This window comes from Meinhardsimonia xiamenensis (assembly GCF_900102905.1).
Taxonomy (GTDB): domain Bacteria; phylum Pseudomonadota; class Alphaproteobacteria; order Rhodobacterales; family Rhodobacteraceae; genus Meinhardsimonia; species Meinhardsimonia xiamenensis.
Genome location: NZ_FNFV01000004.1, coordinates 47,532 through 64,241, shown reverse-complemented (window position 1 = coordinate 64,241; position 16,710 = coordinate 47,532). Strand labels below are relative to the sequence as shown.

The window sequence follows — 16,710 nt, the reverse complement described above, 5'->3', positions numbered from 1 at the left end:
CCGCTTCCGCTTCGACCCGGAACTTGCGCGAAGGACTTCTGGCCGGTCTTGTGCACACGCGCGCCGCACGGCATGAGGGGGCGATGGCACAGCAGCTCGACTATCACCAGCTGAGGGCGATCTTCACCCGGTTCAGGGACGCCAATCCCGAACCGAGGAGCGAGCTCGAGTACGTCAATGCCTACACGCTTCTGGTTGCCGTCGTGCTCAGCGCCCAGGCAACCGATGCGGGCGTGAACCGCGCGACGCGCCCGCTCTTCGCCCGCGTCACCACCCCCGCGCAGATGCTCGAGCTCGGCGAGGAAGGGCTGATCGAATACATCAAGACGATCGGGCTCTTCCGCAACAAGGCAAAGAACGTGATCGCCCTCTCTCGCATCCTCGTCGAGCAGTACGGCGGCGAGGTTCCGGACTCCCGCGCGGCGCTGCAGGCGCTTCCGGGCGTCGGGCGAAAGACGGCCAACGTCGTTCTCAATGTGGCCTTCGGCTATCCCGCGCAGGCGGTGGACACGCACATCTTCCGCGTCGGCAACCGGACCGGAATCGCGGTGGGCAAGGATGTTCTGGCCGTCGAGCGCGCCATCGAGGACAACGTGCCGGTCGAGTTCCAGCGCCATGCGCATCACTGGCTGATCCTGCACGGCCGCTATATCTGCAAGGCGCGCAAGCCGCGCTGCCCTGACTGCCTGATCCGCGATCTGTGTCCCTACGAGGAGAAGACCGAGTGACCAAGCGCTTCCACGTCGTCGGCATCGGCAACGCCATGGTGGACATCCTCACCCACTGCGACGACGCCTTTCTCGAAGAGAACGGCATCCAGAAGGGGATCATGCAACTCGTCGACCGGCGGCGGGGACTGGAGCTCTATGACCGGATCGGCCCGGCCGAGGAGATGTCGGGCGGCTCGGCGGCCAACACCATCGCCGGCATCGCCGCGCTTGGCGGGCGAACGGCATATGTCGGCAAGGTCAAGGACGACCAGCTTGGCGCCATCTTCGCCCATGACCTGCGTGCGCAGGGCGCGGTCTACGAAACCCCTTTCGCGCCGGCGGATCACCCCGCCGAGACGGGGCGCTGCATCGTGCTTGTCACCCCCGACGGCGAGCGCACGATGAACACCTATCTTGGCGTGACGGAATTCCTCTCGCCCTCCGACATCGACGTGAACCAGATCGCGGAAGCGGAGTGGATCTTTCTCGAAGGCTACCGCTTTGACGGGCCGGAAAGCCATGAGGCCTTTGCCCGCGCCATCCGCGCGGCGCGCGAGTCCGGAGGGCGGGTATCCATCACATTGTCGGACCCGTTCTGCATCGAGCGTCACCGCGAGGCCTTCGCACGGATGCTGCGCGAGGATGTGGACCTGCTTTTCGCGAACCGGGCCGAGATCCTCTCGATGTATGAGACGGACGATTTCGAGCTGGCGCTTGCCCGCGCTGCCGCGGAGATCGACACGGTCGTCTGCACCGACAGCGAGAACGGCGCGCATATCCTCTCGGAGGGGCGCCGTTGGCACGTGCCCGCCCTGCCGACGCAGGTGGTGGACGCAACCGGCGCGGGCGATCTGTTTGCCGCAGGCTTTCTCTGGGGTCTCACGCACGGCTACGACCTAGAGAGCTGCGGGCGCATGGGCAACTCCGCCGCGGCAGAGGTGATCTCCCACCTCGGCGCCCGCCCTCAGGAAGACCTCCGAAAGCGGTTTCTAGCGCAAGGACTGCTCTGAAATCGGGGCGGCAGGGCAGCTTCGGCTTTCAGTGCCGGCGGATCGGTCCGCCCCGGGCCGGTGCCGGGGCTCCCGCCTCGCGAAGAACCTCGCCGAGCGCCTCGAACAGCTCGGCATGGAAGCGCTCGTCCCCTTCATGACGGCTGACGCTGGTCACGAACACCTGCCCGGTCAACCGGGCGATGAAGATTTCCTCCCTTTCCTCATCATACCATACGGTCACCGGAAAGGAGATGCGCCTCCTTCGACTGTCACCCTTCATGTCTTCCCGTCCCCGGCTTGCCCCGAAGACACCCCCGGCGCACAGGCTAGCCAAACGCCCCGAGGCGAACACCTCGCTTGATCTGGGGAAGTCGCTGCGTGCTAACCGCCTCTTGCAGCGGCGGCACCAGGCTTGGGGAGGTGAAATCCAGCCTCTTCCATCAGCCTGTCGGAGGCGCTCTCGATGACCTCCTCGAGTTCGGCGAGGAAGGCGCGGCCCGGCTTGCCGGGCGGAATCGGCGGCAGGAACTCCACCACCGCAAGCCCCGGCCTGCGCATCACTGCGCGCTTCGGCCAGAACAGGCCGACATTCGTGGCCGCCGGCACGCAAGGGACGCCGAGCGTCTCGTAGAGCACGGCGGTGCCCACCTTGTAGGGCCGTTTCTCTCCGGGCGGCACGCGCGTGCCCTGTGGGTAGATGATGAGCTGCTGCGGCTCGCCCCGCGCCTTCGCCGCCGCCGCCACCATCTGCGCGATCGCCGCGCCGCGCTTGCCGCGATCGACCGGAATGCAGCCGATGCGGAGCGCATACCAGCCGAGGATCGGCGCCCATTTGAGCTCCTTCTTCATTATGAACTTCGGGCGCGGCGTGACCGAGACAATGATGATGATGTCGAGAAACGACTGATGCTTCGCGGCGATCAGCACCTCGCCGGTGGGCACCTTCCCGCGCACCTCGGTGCGGATGCCGACCATCCAGCGCGCCGTCCACCGCACCCAGCGGCAATAGGTGTGCACGCCATGGAAGGCCCAGGCGCGCGAGACCATCGCAAGCGGGGTGAAGAACAGCGCCATCAGCGCCATCATCACATACATCTGGGTGTTGAAGGCAAGCGACCGCAGCCACTGCCAGGACCAGGCAAGCGCGTTCATGTCAGCCCTTTCAACGTTCGGAAGGCGGCGAAGCGGGTGGCGGCAAAGGCCACCGCACCCGCAAGAGCGGGGATGGCGAGCGGCGCAAGCCAGCCCGCTCCGACAAAGCCGAGGCCGGTCAGAAAGCTTGCCTCCGGCCCCGGCTCGGGCAGAAGCGCCACCGCGGCCATGCCGGCGAGCGTGCCCGCCCCGGCCCCGGCCATGCTGCGCAGGGTGAAGCGGCGCACGAAGGCGCGGGCAATGTAGACATCCCGCGCGCCCACGAGCCTCAGCACCCGGATCACCCGCGCATTGGCCGCGAGCGCCGCACTCGCGGCCAGCACGATCATCGCCGCGGTCGCGCCCCCGATCAGCGCCAGCGACATCAGCCCAAGCGCCTCGAGCCGCCCGGCCGCAGCGACCAGCGGGCGACGCCAGCGGGTGTGATCGTCCAGCACCGCGCCCGGCGCCTCCGCTGCAAGGCGCAGGCGCAGCCCCTCGGCGTCAAACCCTTCGGCCGTCTCGACCACGTCGATCAGCTGCGGCACCGGCAGCGCCGAGAGGTCAAGGTCAGGCCCGAACCACGGCTCCAGCAGCGCGCGCTGTTCCGCCGCGCTCAGCGCGCGCGCCGAGGCCACGCCGGGGGTGGTCGCGAGAATGCGCAGCACCGCCTGCGTCTGCACCTCCACCTGCCCCGGCGGGGCGGAGATGCGAATGGTGGAGGAGCGCGCGAGCTCCTCGCTCCAGCGTTCCGCAAGCCGCCCCGTGGCCAGCGACAGTGCCAGCGCGAAGACGGCCAGAAACGCCATTGCAGCGGAAGCGAACACCGTCAGTCGCGCGGTAAAGCCGGTGGGCGGCACCACGCGGTCGGCGCGCCGGTCACCGGCGAGAAGCGCGAGAAGATCGCCGAGCACGCTCAAAGCTCCGCCCCCGCGGGCTCGACCCGGCGGTTCCTGATTCTCAGCACGCGGGCGGAGGCCTGCGCGGCCCGCGCGGCGCGGATGAGGTTGAGGTCATGGGTGGCGATTAGCACCGTCTTTCCGAGCCGGTTGAGCTCGATGAGCAGCTTCAGAAGCTTCAGCGACATCTCCCAGTCGATGTTGCCGGTGGGCTCGTCGGCGATGATGAGTTCGGGCGAGGTGATCACCGCCCGCGCCAGTGCCGCGCGCTGCCGCTCGCCACCCGAGAGCTCCGGCGGCAGGGCATGGCGCCGCTCGCGCAGGCCCACCCACGCGAGAAGCTCGTCAAGGTCATTGCCGATCTGCGCTTCCCGGCCCGAAACGGTGAGGGGAAGGGCGATATTCTCATCCACCGGCAGGTGGTCGAGAAACTCGCAATCCTGATGCACGACACCCACACGCTGGCGCAACCGGGCGATGGCATCGCGGCTCATGCTGCGGGTGTCCTGACCGAAGATCTCGATGGTGCCCGCGGTGGCGATCAGCTCGGCGTAGCAGAGCTTCAGAAAAGTCGTCTTGCCCACGCCCGAGGGGCCGGTGAGAAAGTGAAACGACCCCGGCGCCAGCGACAGGGTGATGCCGGTCAGAAGCTCGCCCCCGCCGTAGCTGTAGGCCACATCCCGAAACTCGATCACCGCCTGCCTCGCGCGCCTGGTTGTGCCCGTTGTGCCGCAAGACGCCGGGCCTTGCAATTGCGCCCGCCTCGGCAGGCTTTTAAAGGGGGCGGCATGCCTGCTACAACTCGGCCAACGCGCGGCACGGCGCGAAGGCGTGGGGCCGGCACCAGACGACTGAGCCGGGCGGGGAGTTCGGATGCGCATCATTTGTCCCAACTGCGGCGCCCAGTATGAGGTGGATGACGCCGTGATCCCGGAATCGGGGCGCGATGTGCAGTGCTCGAACTGCGGGCACACCTGGTTTCAGCGTCCCGCCCATCTCGACCGGGAGCTTGCCGAGGAGCTGGGAGAGGCATTCCCCGAAGAGGAAGCTGCTCCCGAGAACCACGCGAGCGGGGCAGAGCCCCCGCAGACGAGGCGGCCGGTGGCGGAGGAAAAGCCCGCGCCCCGGCGCCGGCTTGACCCGGCGGTGGCGGAACTGCTGCGCGAAGAGGCCGAGCGCGAGGCCCGCGCCCGTCGCGGCGAGGCGGTTGAATCCCAGCCCGAGCTGGGCCTCGAGACCCCCTCCCGCCGCCCCTCCGCTGCCGACGCTCATGATGCCCTCGACGCGCCGGAGGAGGTCGAGAGCGAAGCCGAGGCGCCGCCTGCGCCGCAGGGCCGGCGCCACGCCCTGCCGGAGGTGGAGGAGATCAGCTCCACCCTCCGCCCGGCCGCCGCACCGGAGCGGGCTGAGGAAGAAGCCCCTGCCGCGACGACACCGGCGCCGGCCTCGCTCCGCCGACGCCGCGGTTTCCGAATGGGATTTTCGCTGGCCGTCCTCACCGTCTCGCTCGGCGCGATCGTCTACCTGCTCGCGCCCGAGATCGGACGCAGCCTGCCCGCGGCGAAGCCCTGGGTCGAGAATTACGCGGCCTGGGTGGAGGCCCTTCGCGCGAAGAGCAACGCGCTGATCTCCGACGGGGCGGAGCGGCTCCAGTCCCTGATCGAGCGCCTCACCTCTGGCGGGGCGGAAGCCTCCTGACCGGCGCCCCCGCAGCCCCGCGGGAGCGGAGCGCCGGCCTGGAGGCCCCCACGACGGGTGACGCAAGCTCAGGCGCCGCGCGGGCGAATCAGCGTGTCCCCCGGCTCGAGCCGGGGTTCGAGCTCGATACGCACGCCATGCGCACGCTCGACCACGATGCGCGCCGCCTCGCGGCCGATCTCTGCGCGGCAGGCGTCCATCGTGGCGAGCTTCTTCGGCAACCCGTCAAGAAGCCGCAGGCCGTTGAAGCCGGCCAGCCCCACCTGCCCGGGCACGTCGATGCCCTGCTCGAGGCACCACAAGAGCCCACCCGCCCCGATCAGGTCGTTGGAGTAGTAGAGAAAGTCGAGATCGGGCGTGCGCCTGAGCACCGTCTCGGTCATCTCGCGGCCTTTCACCAGCCCCGAGCCGCCCTCGTAGAACTCGCGGTCGGCAACCTCGATGCCGGCCTTGGCCAGTGCCTCCGTGAAGCCCTCGAAACGCTTCCGCGCGCGGTGATCGAGCGGCATCTTGGAGCCGAGAAAGGCGATGCGTCGATAGCCGTTCTCCACGATCGCCTCGCCCATCATCCGCCCCGCCCGGCGATGCGAGATGCCCACGACCGAATCCACGCCCTCGCCGTCGCTGTCCATGATCTCGACGATGGGCATGTCGGCCGCCTTGAGCATGGCGCGCGCCGCCTCGGTGTGCTCGAGCCCCGCCACGATCACCCCCGAGGGGCGCCATGACAGCATCTCGTAGAGCACCCGCTCCTCGCGCTCGGGCTGATACTGGGTGACGCCGATCACCGGCTGCAGCGGCGTCTCGTCGAGCACCTCCGAAATCCCCGCGAGCACCTCGGGAAAGACGAGGTTCGACAGCGACGGCACGATCACGGCAACGAGGTTGACGGTTTGCGAGGCCAGCGCACCGGCGATCTTGTTGGGCACGTAGCCAAGTCGCCGCGCGGCTTCCAGAACCTTCTGGCGCGTGGCTTCGCTGACATCGCCGCGGTTGCGCAACACGCGGCTCACGGTCATCTCGCTCACGCCCGCCGCCTCGGAGACGTCCCGCAGGGTAAGCGGACGTCGCCGCTTGTCGGTGCTGTCGCTCAAGGGCGTTCTCCCGCTGGTGAAGCTTGCCTCCTGTTATCGCGAATCTGCGCCCCTGTCCAAGCGGATGCCATGCGCTGCCCGCTTGCGGGCGGAACGCGAATTGCCTAGTGGCGAAGGCGAAGAAGAAGGGAGGCGGCGCCGTGGCCAATCATCTGCACAGGGGCGATCTGCCCGAGGGTCTCGATCTCGGCCCGGTCGTGGCCATCGACTGCGAGACCATGGGCCTCAATCCGCACCGCGACCGGCTGTGTCTGGTGCAGCTCTCGGCCGGCGACGGGGACGCGCACATGGTGCAGATCGCCCCCGGCCAGCGCGAGGCGCCAAACCTCACCCGTCTCCTCGCCGACCCCGAGCGGCTCAAGCTCTTTCACTTCGGCCGCTTCGACATCGCCGCGCTCGCGCACGCCTTCGGGGTCGTCGCCCGCCCCGTCTACTGCACCAAGATCGCCTCGAAGCTCTGCCGCACCTTCACCGACCGGCACGGGCTGAAGAACCTCACCCAGGAGCTTCTGGGCATCGACATCTCCAAGCAGCAGCAGATGAGCGACTGGGGCGCGCCCGAGCTCACCGCCGCCCAGCTCGACTATGCCGCCTCCGACGTGCTCTACCTGCACCGGCTGCGCGAGGTGCTCGACAGCCTGCTCGAGCGCGAAGGGCGCACCGCGCTCGCGCAGGCCTGCTTCGACTTCCTGCCCGACCGCGCCCTGCTCGACCTCGCCGGCTGGTCCGAGATCGACATCTTCGCCCATTAGCCGGAAACGGCCGTGCACGGGGCCGGGCAATCCGGGGCAAGCCTTGCTCCCTGACGCGGTTCGAGGGTAATCAGTCATTGCCTGACGCAGAGCGGAAAGGATTTCGCGTGAGACGCCTGTGCTTGCTCATGATGCTTGGCACCGCAATGGCCGCCACGCTTTTCCTGCCGCCTGCGAGCCCGGCGCTTGCCCAGGGCGATGGCACGATCACCGCCGATCCTCCGGCGCAGGGAGGCGCGGCAATGGACCTCGGCCGTCAGGATTCCGGCCTGCCGATCGAGATCACTTCAGAGAAGCTGCGCCTCGACCGCGAGGCGAACACGGCTCTCTTCGAAGTCAACGTCATCGCGCGTCAGGGCTCCATGACGCTCAAGGCAGACAGACTGCTCGTCGAGTACACGACGAACGAGGAAGGTGGCTATACCGAGGTGCGCCGCCTCACGGCCGATGGCAATGTGGTGCTGATCCAGGCAAAGCCCGACCAGCCCGGCGCCAAGCCCGACATCGCGGAGGGCGACCATGCCGTGTACGAACTGGCAACCGAGACCATCGTGATGACCGGCAACGTGCTCGTGGCCCAGAACGATACGGTGGTGACGGGTGACAGGCTCACCTACCGTCTCGACACCGGACAGGGGCTGATGGAAGGCAACGTCAACACCCTGCTCGTGCCAAAGCAGTCTCAGTGACCGCGCGCGACGACAGCATGAGCCCCGGCGCGTCCGGTATCGAGCCCGCAGGCGGGCTGATCGTGCGCGACCTGATGAAGGGTTATCGCGGCCGCGTGGTGATCCGCGGCGTCAGCCTCGATCTGCGCCGTGGCGAGGTGGTTGCCCTTCTCGGGCCAAACGGCTCGGGCAAGACAACCACCTTCTATGCCATCGCCGGGCTCATCACGCCCGAAGCGGGTGAGGTGCGGATCGATGGGCAGGAGGCGACGTTCCTGCCCATGTACCGGCGGGCAAGACTCGGCATCGGCTATCTGCCGCAGGAGATGTCCGTTTTCCGCGGCATGAATGTCGAGGACAACATCCGCGCCATTCTCGAGCTGCGCATCCGCAACCGTGACGAGCGGCGGGAACGGCTGGAACGGCTGCTCGAGGAATTCTCCCTCACCCATCTGCGCCGGTCATCGGCGCTGTCGCTCTCGGGCGGCGAGCGCAGGCGCGTGGAAATCGCCCGCGCGCTTGCATCCGAGCCTCGGTACCTGCTCCTCGACGAGCCGTTCGCCGGGGTCGACCCCATCGCGGTTGGCGACATCCGTGCGCTGGTGGCAGACCTGAAGAACCGTGGCATCGGCGTGCTCATCACCGATCACAACGTCCGTGAGACGCTCGAGATCGTGGACAGAGCGTACATCCTTCACGATGGCCAGGTGCTGATGAGCGGAACCACCGAGGAGGTCGTTGCCGACGCCGCCGTGCGCCGGGTCTATCTCGGCGAAGAGTTCACCATTCGCTGACCGTCGCGTCAACGGCCAGGCTCCCTTGACACGCGCGGGGCGCAATGGTTGACAGCCCGCCGCGCCGGACGTCCAAATGAGGGGGCGGAGCATTCCCGCACCGCCATTGGCGTTCAATTTCACGAGCCGGAGGAAAGATGCGCTACCAGATCAGCGGCAAGGGCATGGAAATAGGCACCGCCCTGCAGACCCACGTGCAGGACGAGCCTTCACGATGGCCAGGTGCTGATGAGCGGAACCACCGAGGAGGTCGTTGCCGACGCCGCCGTGCGCCGGGTCTATCTCGGCGAAGAGTTCACCATTCGCTGACCGTCGCGTCAACGGCCAGGCTCCCTTGACACGCGCGGGGCGCAATGGTTGACAGCCCGCCGCGCCGGACGTCCAAATGAGGGGGCGGAGCATTCCCGCACCGCCATTGGCGTTCAATTTCACGAGCCGGAGGAAAGATGCGCTACCAGATCAGCGGCAAGGGCATGGAAATAGGCACCGCCCTGCAGACCCACGTGCAGGACGAGATTGCCGACATGGTGGACAAATACGCCCTGCGTGCCACTGACGCCCATGTCGTCTTCTCGCCCGAGGCGCATGCGATCGCCTGCGAGGCCGTGGTGCACCTGTCCACCGGGCTCTTGGCGCGCTGTCATGCCACGGGCGGCGACGCCTATGCTGCCTTCGACAGCGCCGTCGAGAAAATGGACAAACAGTTGCGCCGCCACAAGCGCAAGCTTCGCGACCATCATCACAAGCGCGCCGAGCCCGTTGAAGTGACGGGCGGGGCGACGTATATCCTCGCGCCATCGGAAGGGGATGACGGCGCGGAAGAAGCCGAGCCGCTGCAGCCGGTGATCATCGCCGAGACGCAGACCGTGATCCCTTCCGTTTCGGTCGGTGAGGCCGTCATGCAGATGGAGCTGGCGAGTGCCGCTATTCTGGTCTTCCGCAACGAGCGAAACGGTGAGATCAACGTGGTCTACCGTCGCGAAGATGGCAACATTGGCTGGATCGACCCAAGCGCAGGGGCCGCGGGCTGAGCCCCGCCGCACCCCGGACCCCGGCCGGCCAAGAGCAGGTAACATGGAAATTTCAGAGATTCTGACTCCGAAGGCGGTGCGGGTTGTCGCCAACCCGACCAGCAAGAAGCGCCTGTTTCAGGAACTGGCCGAGATAGCCGCCTCGGTTTACGGCGTGAATGCGCGCGAGGCGCTCGATGCCCTGCAGGAGCGTGAGTCGCTTGGCCCGACGGGCGTGGGCGAAGGGGTGGCGCTGCCGCACGCGCGGCTGAGCGGCCTCGATCACGTGGTCGGCGCTTTCCTGCGGCTGGAAAAGCCGGTGGAATTCGACGCGGTGGATCGCAAGCCCGTCGATCTGGTCTTCGCACTCTTCGCGCCCGAAAACGCGGGGGTCGAGCACCTCAAGGCCCTGGCCCTGATCTCGCGCATGATGCGTGACCCGGATCTTCGCGCGAAGCTGCGCGCCAATGACGATCCGGCGATCCTCCACGCGATTCTCACCGAACGCGCCGCGACAAAGGCCGCCTGAGCCGGGCGCCCCCCTTCATCCGCGCGGCGTCCAGTCGGCAAAGCCGAAGGCAAGATAGTCGCGCCGGTAGATGGCGCGCGTTGCCGCCTCGATCTCGCCGTCGTAGATTTCGGCAAGGGGCGGCACGCCCGACGGCTCGGCCGCAGGCTGCCAGGCGGGGCATTCCACCCCGAGCTGGGCACAGAGCTGGGCCAGGCCCTGCTCGATTGTCTCTTCGCGCAGGATCATGTCGGGAGAGGCGAAGCGCGCGAAGCCCTGCAACACCATGTCCTGAGAAGCCCAGTGCGGATCGACCCGGATCGAGGTCTGGCCGCCCAGATTGCCCCTGACGAAGCGGGCAAAGCCCAGAAAGCCCGCGCGCGCCTCCTCCCTGCCGATTCCCTCGGGGGGAAGGCTCTTCGGGATCGGCACGTTGTAAACGGTTCTCAGCGTCTCGCGTATCTCGGCAAATTGCGGCACATCCTCGGGAAGGATCAGCGCGGCGAACGCCCACCAGAGCCGCTCCACCGGGTGGCGCAGGACGGTGAACCCGCGATGTGCCCCGACGCGGCGCCACCACTGGCGCAGGGTCTTCTGCGTGAAATTGCGCTGCAGTCCCGCAACATCCTCCCCGTCGAGCGCGGCAAGCCAGCGCTCCACCGCCGCTTCCACTCCCGAGCGAACGGGCATATAGATGACCGGCGTACGGGCCGCCGCCACCCAGCCGGGGACGGCCGGACCGCGGCGCGGCTCGAAATTCGGGGTGCGCGAGAGGTCGAAACGGTCGATGCGCGCCAGTACCGCCTGCATCTCGCCGAAATTCGTCACCTTCTCTTCGAAGCCACCAGGATTCTGCACCTTGGTGATGTGAGCGATCTGCCGCCTCTCGCCCTCGCTGCCAAGAAAACGCGCGAGCCCGTTGAGCACCTCCACATCCTGCAGATCGTCATAGCCGATGTAGAAGGCCGTCTGCCCGGTCACCTGCAGGGCGCGCTGCACCCGCAGCTGAAATTCCTGCAGCCGGTTCAGATGCGCCTCGAATTCCGCGCCATCGAAGCGCACTTTCGCGGACTTGGCGAATTTCATGTCGTTGAGCCGCCATTGCCCGGTCTGGCTGGCGATCTTCAGCGAAATGTAGCTGTCGAGGGGATTGCGGGTGAGCACGACCTTGGCACAACGCGGGTCATTCAGGCAGTGATCGAGGATGCGGGGGTCATGGTCATGAAAGAAGCGAAACCCCGGAACGCCGCCGGTTTTCTCGCGAATGCGCGCCAGAAGCGCCAGCGGATCGCGCTCCCGCGAGGCAAGGTCGACGCCCAGCAGCTCCGTCTGCCGGGCGTGGCCGATGAAATGCGGATTGAAAAGCTCGCCGTAGCAATGCAGCCCCGGATAGGTGTTGATGTTCTCCTCCAGAAAATTCGAGCCGGTGCGCATTTCGGCGAGGAGAATGAAGTAGTCGAAACGTCCTGACATCTCAGCGCATCCCGGCGGCATTGGGGCGCGGCGACGGCGTGCGGGAACCCGCCCCAGCGCCGTCTCCGACCGGGAAATCCCCCATGAGATGCGGCTTCATGCCGGCATTCTTGAGCCTCTGCAGGAAGCTGCCGAAACCGGTGAGATCGACCATGCGCGGCACCTCCGTCAGACGCTTCGCGCCGCGGGCACCGATCTCGTCAACGATCGCCTGCAAAGGCTCCATCGGCGCCTCGACGAAATCGGCCATCGTCCAGATACGCACCCTTGCCTTGCGGTGAGGCGAGCGCAGCACATCAAGATGCGCCGCCTCGATCTTCTGCAGCCGTGCCGCTTCCTTGCGGAGCTCGGCGAAATCGCGGCGCGAGCGAAAGAGCGGCACCGCCCAGGCCCCCGTGATGACCCAGACCTGGGCATTCGAATCCGTGGCGAAGAACTCGCCAATCGTCTGGTTGTCGCGGGGACCGAACTGAAACGCCTGATGTTCACCGCGCGTGTTCCAGATCAGGCTGGTCAGAAACGCCTGCGGGTTGTAGTCGCGCAGTTTCGCGTTGTCACTGAGCCCGCCAGTATAGATCGGCTGCCGGCCCGTGAACTCGGCACGCTCGGGCGCGTAGAGATGCCCGTGAACGCGCGCGCCGGTAAGCCGCGCGAGCCACTCCTCGAAATCCTCGAAAAGCTCGGCGAAGCCTTCGAACACGGAGTAGGGCGCGCAGGTCTTGCCGTTTTCCCAGCCGGGGTTGGGAAAACGGCTCTGCATGTAGAGCCCCGGACGGCCGCGCGTGCGCCGCTCCACTGCCTTGGCGAACACGCGGTCGATCTTGCCGGGGTTCGGCTCGGCGCCGGTCATGATCGCGTTCGAGGGGTCGAGAAAGGCGTCGTAGAGCCGGTGCGCATGTGGCCAGATCTTGCGGGCCACGAAACAGTCCGAGCGGCGCAGGAGCTGCAGATGATCGTCGTAAAAGATGTGCGGCTTGCCCTGGAAATCGAACTTCGAAAGCGTCAGCGAACGGCTTTCGATCTGCCGGGAGTGCAGCCGCGCCAAAGTCTGGTAATAGCCTTCGTCCGGAATCCAGACCTTGGCGAAGTAACGGTCGAATTCGGACCGCCGCGGATCGGTGAGTATGGCCGTCAGCGTTTCGCGGGTGAGGCACCACCACTGGCTGCCCAGATGCGGGGTGAGCCCCTCGGGTATGCGGCGGCGCAGTCCGAGGCGGCGCTGAAGCCTCACATAGCCATCAAAGAGCCGTCGGTGACGCTTCCACGAGAAGGGAAAGCGCAACGTGAACCGCTCCTGATCCAGGCCGCCGACCGTCCACGGCACGTCTTCGGTGGTCACCGACTCGATGAAATCAATGCCGGGGTGCGCGGCGAGATACGCTTCGAGATCACTGAGCGGGCGCAGCGGCAGGCACGAGCCGCTGGCAAGATACACGTGGGTGACCTCGGGAAAGGTCTCGAGCATCAGTTCCGAGCCGGCCTGGCTCGCCTGCACCAGCGACCAGGTGCCCCATTCGCAGCGGAACCGGCGGGCGAAGCGCACCTGCTCGAGGTCGGACAGGGCATCCTTGAGGCGCTGGAAGTCCGCTGCGGCAACGCGGCGATCGACATGGATCACCACCGGCGCGCCCTGGCGCGCCCAGTGCCGCGCGACCTGCTGGGCGCGGTCGAGCGCCTCGTGCACGAGCATCACGAAGCCCACCTTCATGCCCAGTTCCCCCGCGACATCAGGCCCAGTATCTCCAGCTGCCGCCAGTTGATGTATTTCTCCGACCAGCGGTTCCAGAAATCTGGATTGTCGCTCAGCCGCTGGCGGTAGACGCGGTATTCGAAGCTGTTGGCATAGTGCTGGCGGCGCTCCAACTCTTCCTCGGCCTTCTCCTTGAGCATGCCGAGAAACTTCGCATGCAACAGGCAGCCCGAGGCCTTTTCGCCGCCCCACTCGTCATAGACGAGATTGAGCCCGCGCGGCAGCAGCGTGTGGGTCGAACTGACATAGGCATAACTGCGGTGCCATTTGACCAGCGGCACCTTGTTGAGAGCCGGGGCGCGCTCGGGTCGCTCTGTAAAGAACATCCGCGCCCTGGGCCCGCCCTGGATCCACAGATTGCCGTATTTCGCGTTGCGCTGAATGGTGTAGTTGCCGGAGTCGAACCAGCAGGCCACCTCGAACGGATCCTGCCCCGCCGTATAGGCGGCCTCGTTGACCGGTCCCTTGGGATACATGTCGAGGATCATGGCGCTGAAGGAGCGGATCGACGAAGCGTCCAGCCAGTCGGTCAGCGCGCGCAGGGGCCGGGTGTCGCAGAAGGGATAGACGAGGAACTCGTCAACATCCACCGTCACCGCCCAGTGCCCATGCGCATGACGGCGCATGAGCCAGGTGAGCCAGTCCATCCCGAAGCGCGCGCGCTTGTAGCTGTGAGCGGTATGCCAGAGCGAGACATCGGGTTGGCTGGCGAGATACTCGGCCGAGCCGTCGTCGGAGGCGTTGTCGACCATCAGGAAATGGTTGACCCCGAGCCCGCGGTAGTAGTCGAGAAAATAGTCAAGCCGAACCCGCTCGTTGCGCAGGGTCGAGAACAGCAGAATGTCGCCCTCGCGGATCTGCGCGGTGCGGTCGGCGACGCGGTCAAGTTCCCGGCGCTTGCGGAAGGCGCGCCACAGCCGGCGCTTGCGCTCGAGCCGCAGGCGGTATGACCGCAACACTCCCACTTGCCATCCTCTCGCCGGCCGTTCGGCGACAGCGCGACACGGCGGGCATCATATCGCACTCAAGACGCATCTGAAGTGCTCCGACCAGCGCGGCGGGCGGAATGCCCCGGCTCTGCGGTCTGCCCGTATGTCTGCCGCCCAACGTCCTGTTGTTTGCAGCCAGAAATACATGTCGTCGGGCTTTGCGTAAACCGGGTAATCGTCTAGAAACTCCCGGTAGACGGGAAGATCGGCACAAAGGACACGTGCGCCCAGCGCCGCGGCCTCGGCCGGCGGCAGGCCGAAACCCTCGGCCCGGCTCGGAAACAGCAGCCCTGCCGAACCGGCGATCAGCGCCGACAAGGCCGCGTCGGCAAGGCCGGGCAACTCGCGCACCGATCCGCCACGCGCGGCGATGACGTCAAGGCGGGCGAAGACGTCGCGGTTCTCCCATCCACGGCTGCCGGCAAGAATGAGCGGCGGCGTGTGGCGGGCTCCGAGATCGCGCTCGAGCGCCTCCCACACATCGAGGAGAAGTGCGTGGTTCTTGCGCGGCTCGATGGTGCCGACGCAGACGAAGTACGTGCCCGCCGCCCGAACGCTTTCCGGCAGCAGCGAGGCATCGGGCGGCGCAGGTTCCACACCCAGATGCGCGACGAGGCTCCTCGGGGAGGCGCCGGGGGCGAGGCGCGCGAGCCAGTGGCGCAGGCGCGTCTCGGTGAAGGCGGAATTGCAGATGATGAGCTCGGTCCGCCGGGCGACACGCGCCAGCATCGCGGCGAACCGGTCCGAGGTGCCGGGGCGCTGGAATTCGGGGTGGTCAAGCGGAATGGTATCATGGATCAGAACGGCGATGCGCGCCCCGGGCAATCCCTGCCACGCGGCGAGCACCTCCTCGGTCAGGTTGGCATGACCCACGTTGAAATAGACGCTGCCGGGCGGCAGGTGGCGCGCAAGCATGCGACCAAGCCGCCCCCGCCGGGCACGCGCCACGGCGAGCCGGCGCAGCGTCGCCTCGGCCCGCCGCCGCGGCTCGGGCAGGCGGCGGAAAAGGGTGGCGAGAAGATCGGGGCGCTCCCAGCTTTCCCGCTCCCCTGCGAGAAGCGCCCGCAGCGTCTCCGCGCCGTGCCTGTCGAGCAGGACATGGCCGAGCGCGGTGCGGCTGAGCAGAAACAGCGGCTCGGGCCTTTCGAGCAGATGGGTGAGATAGGCGAACTCGACCCGGTCGACGCCGGTCATCGGCCCGCGGCCCACGCGGCTGATCAGGCGCGAGACGTCAAGACAGCGCGCCGGCGGCACCTCAGCGCGCAAAGCCGGGGCCGCGGTGCCAGCGCCAGGCATCGGCGATCATCGTCTCGAGAGTGGAGCGATGCGGCACCCAGCCAAGCTCGGCCGCGGCGCGCGCGCTGCCCGAGACAAGGCGCGTGCAGTCACCGGGCCGGCGGGGGCCTTCGACCACGGGCACGGGAAGGTTCGTCACCCGCCGGGCCGCCTCCACCACCTCGCGCACCGAAAACCCCTTGCCCGTGCCAAGGTTGAACACCCGGCTGCCGCGCCCGGCCAGCAGCCACTCGAGCCCGGCCACATGCGCCTCCACCAGATCCATCACATGCACATAGTCGCGGATGCAGGTGCCGTCGGGCGTGTCGTAATCGGTCCCATGAATGGTCAGCGCCGGGCGCCGGCCTTCGATCGCCTCGAGCATGACCGGGATAAGATGCGTCTCGGGGCGGTGCTGTTCGCCAATCTCGCCTTCGGGGTCGGCGCCGGCGACGTTGAAATAGCGGAAGATCACCGAGTTGAGGCCATGGCTCGCCTCGAAATTCGTGAGAACATCCTCCACCGCGCGCTTCGAGGCGCCATAGGCGTTGATCGGCTGCTGCGGTGTGCTCTCGTCAAGGAGCACGTTGTCGTGCTCGCCATAGGTGGCACATGTGGAGGAAAAGACGAAGTTGCGGCAGCCCGCCGCCACCGCCGCCTCGATCAGGGTGAGCGAGCCGCACAGGTTGTTGCGCCAGTAGCGACCCGGGTCGGCCATGCTCTCGCCAACGAGGCTGAGCGCTGCGAAATGCATCACCGCCGCCGGCCGGTACTTGCGCAACACCCCGTCGAGCCGGGCCCGGTCGGCAATGTCGCCCTTCTCGAAGGGACCGAACTTCACCGCCTCCTCCCAGCCCGTGACGAGGCTGTCATAGGTGACGGGCACATGCCCCGCAGCCGCAAGCGCCTTGCAGGCATGAGCCCCGATGTAGCCTGCCCCGCCGGTGACCAGAACGACTTCACCCAT

General features: G+C 67.2%; 18 protein-coding genes and 1 pseudogene. 9 read left to right on the top strand and 10 right to left on the bottom strand.

Features of this window, described 5'->3' with window-relative positions:
* Window positions 1-83: 83 nt before the first annotated feature.
* Entirely contained in the window at window positions 84-728 is a 645-nt protein-coding gene (gene nth, locus BLQ14_RS09340) for an endonuclease III (RefSeq protein ID WP_092500298.1), read from the top strand.
* Window positions 729-763: 35 nt separating this feature from the next.
* A complete protein-coding gene (locus BLQ14_RS09335) occupies window positions 764-1,720 on the top strand; it encodes an adenosine kinase (RefSeq protein ID WP_092500595.1) in 957 nt (318 codons plus the stop codon).
* A gap of 28 nt (window positions 1,721-1,748) precedes the next feature.
* Here BLQ14_RS09335 and BLQ14_RS09330 read toward each other — a convergent pair whose 3' ends face one another.
* The 4 genes from BLQ14_RS09330 to BLQ14_RS09315 form a co-directional block, all read right to left on the bottom strand.
* Complete coding sequence (locus tag BLQ14_RS09330; RefSeq protein WP_143004474.1) at window positions 1,749-1,982, bottom strand: hypothetical protein; 234 nt, start codon at window positions 1,980-1,982, stop codon at window positions 1,749-1,751.
* 101 nt (window positions 1,983-2,083) lie between these two features.
* Window positions 2,084-2,854: a lysophospholipid acyltransferase family protein gene (locus BLQ14_RS09325; RefSeq protein ID WP_092500296.1), complete on the bottom strand. Its 771-nt coding sequence runs from the start codon at window positions 2,852-2,854 to the stop codon at window positions 2,084-2,086.
* On the bottom strand, window positions 2,851-3,747 hold the full coding sequence (locus BLQ14_RS09320) for a cell division protein FtsX (RefSeq protein WP_176759536.1): 897 nt from the start codon (window positions 3,745-3,747) through the stop codon (window positions 2,851-2,853). The genes BLQ14_RS09325 and BLQ14_RS09320 overlap by 4 nt, the downstream gene beginning before the upstream one ends.
* 2 nt (window positions 3,748-3,749) lie before the next feature.
* Window positions 3,750-4,427, bottom strand: a complete 678-nt coding sequence (locus tag BLQ14_RS09315) for a cell division ATP-binding protein FtsE (RefSeq protein WP_092500294.1) — start codon at window positions 4,425-4,427, stop codon at window positions 3,750-3,752.
* A gap of 178 nt (window positions 4,428-4,605) precedes the next feature.
* Here BLQ14_RS09315 and BLQ14_RS09310 point away from each other — a divergent pair, with 178 nt between their 5' ends.
* The gene (locus BLQ14_RS09310; RefSeq protein WP_092500293.1) at window positions 4,606-5,430 is read left to right on the top strand and encodes a zinc-ribbon domain-containing protein; all 825 of its coding nucleotides are present in this window, start codon (window positions 4,606-4,608) and stop codon (window positions 5,428-5,430) included.
* A gap of 68 nt (window positions 5,431-5,498) precedes the next feature.
* Here BLQ14_RS09310 and BLQ14_RS09305 read toward each other — a convergent pair whose 3' ends face one another.
* Window positions 5,499-6,524: a LacI family DNA-binding transcriptional regulator gene (locus BLQ14_RS09305; protein WP_245657047.1), complete on the bottom strand. Its 1,026-nt coding sequence runs from the start codon at window positions 6,522-6,524 to the stop codon at window positions 5,499-5,501.
* 140 nt (window positions 6,525-6,664) lie between these two features.
* On the opposite strand from BLQ14_RS09305, the gene BLQ14_RS09300 reads away from it, so the two are divergent.
* The 6 genes and pseudogenes from BLQ14_RS09300 (at window position 6,665) to ptsN (ending at window position 10,277) form a co-directional block, all read left to right on the top strand.
* Complete coding sequence (locus tag BLQ14_RS09300) at window positions 6,665-7,276, top strand: ribonuclease D (protein WP_092500593.1); 612 nt, start codon at window positions 6,665-6,667, stop codon at window positions 7,274-7,276.
* A 107-nt stretch (window positions 7,277-7,383) separates the two neighbouring features.
* A complete protein-coding gene (gene lptA / locus BLQ14_RS09295) occupies window positions 7,384-7,965 on the top strand; it encodes a lipopolysaccharide transport periplasmic protein LptA (protein ID WP_143004473.1) in 582 nt (193 codons plus the stop codon).
* Between the two features lie 17 nt (window positions 7,966-7,982).
* Window positions 7,983-8,738 carry an LPS export ABC transporter ATP-binding protein gene (gene lptB / locus BLQ14_RS09290; protein ID WP_092500592.1) on the top strand — a complete coding sequence of 252 codons (756 nt, stop codon included), beginning with the start codon at window positions 7,983-7,985 and terminating at the stop codon, window positions 8,736-8,738.
* 207 nt (window positions 8,739-8,945) lie between these two features.
* Window positions 8,946-9,047 (top strand): annotated as a pseudogene (locus BLQ14_RS09285) (ABC transporter ATP-binding protein C-terminal domain-containing protein); the annotation flags it as partial.
* A 137-nt stretch (window positions 9,048-9,184) separates the two neighbouring features.
* Window positions 9,185-9,769: a ribosome hibernation-promoting factor, HPF/YfiA family gene (hpf, locus tag BLQ14_RS09280; protein WP_092500290.1), complete on the top strand. Its 585-nt coding sequence runs from the start codon at window positions 9,185-9,187 to the stop codon at window positions 9,767-9,769.
* A gap of 43 nt (window positions 9,770-9,812) precedes the next feature.
* On the top strand, window positions 9,813-10,277 hold the full coding sequence (ptsN, locus tag BLQ14_RS09275) for a PTS IIA-like nitrogen regulatory protein PtsN (protein ID WP_092500289.1): 465 nt from the start codon (window positions 9,813-9,815) through the stop codon (window positions 10,275-10,277).
* Window positions 10,278-10,292: 15 nt separating this feature from the next.
* On the opposite strand, the gene BLQ14_RS09270 is transcribed toward ptsN, so the two are convergent.
* Genes BLQ14_RS09270 through galE form a run of 5 tightly spaced genes read right to left on the bottom strand, consistent with a single transcriptional unit; the run spans window position 10,293 to window position 16,710 of the window.
* A complete protein-coding gene (locus BLQ14_RS09270) occupies window positions 10,293-11,729 on the bottom strand; it encodes a nodulation protein NodH (RefSeq protein WP_092500288.1) in 1,437 nt (478 codons plus the stop codon).
* Window position 11,730: 1 nt separating this feature from the next.
* On the bottom strand, window positions 11,731-13,437 hold the full coding sequence (locus BLQ14_RS09265) for a DUF5927 domain-containing protein (protein ID WP_092500287.1): 1,707 nt from the start codon (window positions 13,435-13,437) through the stop codon (window positions 11,731-11,733).
* On the bottom strand, window positions 13,434-14,444 hold the full coding sequence (locus BLQ14_RS09260; RefSeq protein ID WP_092500286.1) for a glycosyltransferase family 2 protein: 1,011 nt from the start codon (window positions 14,442-14,444) through the stop codon (window positions 13,434-13,436). The genes BLQ14_RS09265 and BLQ14_RS09260 overlap by 4 nt, the downstream gene beginning before the upstream one ends.
* Window positions 14,445-14,492: 48 nt before the next feature.
* Window positions 14,493-15,764, bottom strand: coding sequence for a glycosyltransferase family 4 protein (locus tag BLQ14_RS09255; RefSeq protein ID WP_092500285.1), 1,272 nt, complete (start codon window positions 15,762-15,764; stop codon window positions 14,493-14,495).
* Window positions 15,724-16,710 (bottom strand): UDP-glucose 4-epimerase GalE, encoded by a 987-nt coding sequence (gene galE / locus BLQ14_RS09250; RefSeq protein WP_092500284.1) that lies wholly within the window; start codon window positions 16,708-16,710, stop codon window positions 15,724-15,726. The genes BLQ14_RS09255 and galE overlap by 41 nt, the downstream gene beginning before the upstream one ends.

Bases quoted from the DNA above. Each gene is read 5' to 3' on its own strand.
- nth (WP_092500298.1), top strand. From the start codon at position 84: ATGGCACAGCAGCTCGACTATCACCAGCTGAGGGCGATCTTCACCCGG.
- BLQ14_RS09335 (WP_092500595.1), top strand. From the start codon at position 764: ATGGTGGACATCCTCACCCACTGCGACGACGCCTTTCTCGAAGAGAAC.
- BLQ14_RS09330 (WP_143004474.1), bottom strand. From the start codon at position 1,982: ATGAAGGGTGACAGTCGAAGGAGGCGCATCTCCTTTCCGGTGACCGTA.
- BLQ14_RS09325 (WP_092500296.1), bottom strand. From the start codon at position 2,854: ATGAACGCGCTTGCCTGGTCCTGGCAGTGGCTGCGGTCGCTTGCCTTC.
- BLQ14_RS09310 (WP_092500293.1), top strand. From the start codon at position 4,606: ATGCGCATCATTTGTCCCAACTGCGGCGCCCAGTATGAGGTGGATGAC.
- lptB (WP_092500592.1), top strand. From the start codon at position 7,983: ATGAGCCCCGGCGCGTCCGGTATCGAGCCCGCAGGCGGGCTGATCGTG.
- hpf (WP_092500290.1), top strand. From the start codon at position 9,185: ATGCGCTACCAGATCAGCGGCAAGGGCATGGAAATAGGCACCGCCCTG.
- ptsN (WP_092500289.1), top strand. From the start codon at position 9,813: ATGGAAATTTCAGAGATTCTGACTCCGAAGGCGGTGCGGGTTGTCGCC.
- BLQ14_RS09270 (WP_092500288.1), bottom strand. From the start codon at position 11,729: ATGTCAGGACGTTTCGACTACTTCATTCTCCTCGCCGAAATGCGCACC.
- BLQ14_RS09265 (WP_092500287.1), bottom strand. From the start codon at position 13,437: ATGAAGGTGGGCTTCGTGATGCTCGTGCACGAGGCGCTCGACCGCGCC.
- BLQ14_RS09255 (WP_092500285.1), bottom strand. From the start codon at position 15,764: ATGCCTGGCGCTGGCACCGCGGCCCCGGCTTTGCGCGCTGAGGTGCCG.
- galE (WP_092500284.1), bottom strand. From the start codon at position 16,710: ATGGGTGAAGTCGTTCTGGTCACCGGCGGGGCAGGCTACATCGGGGCT.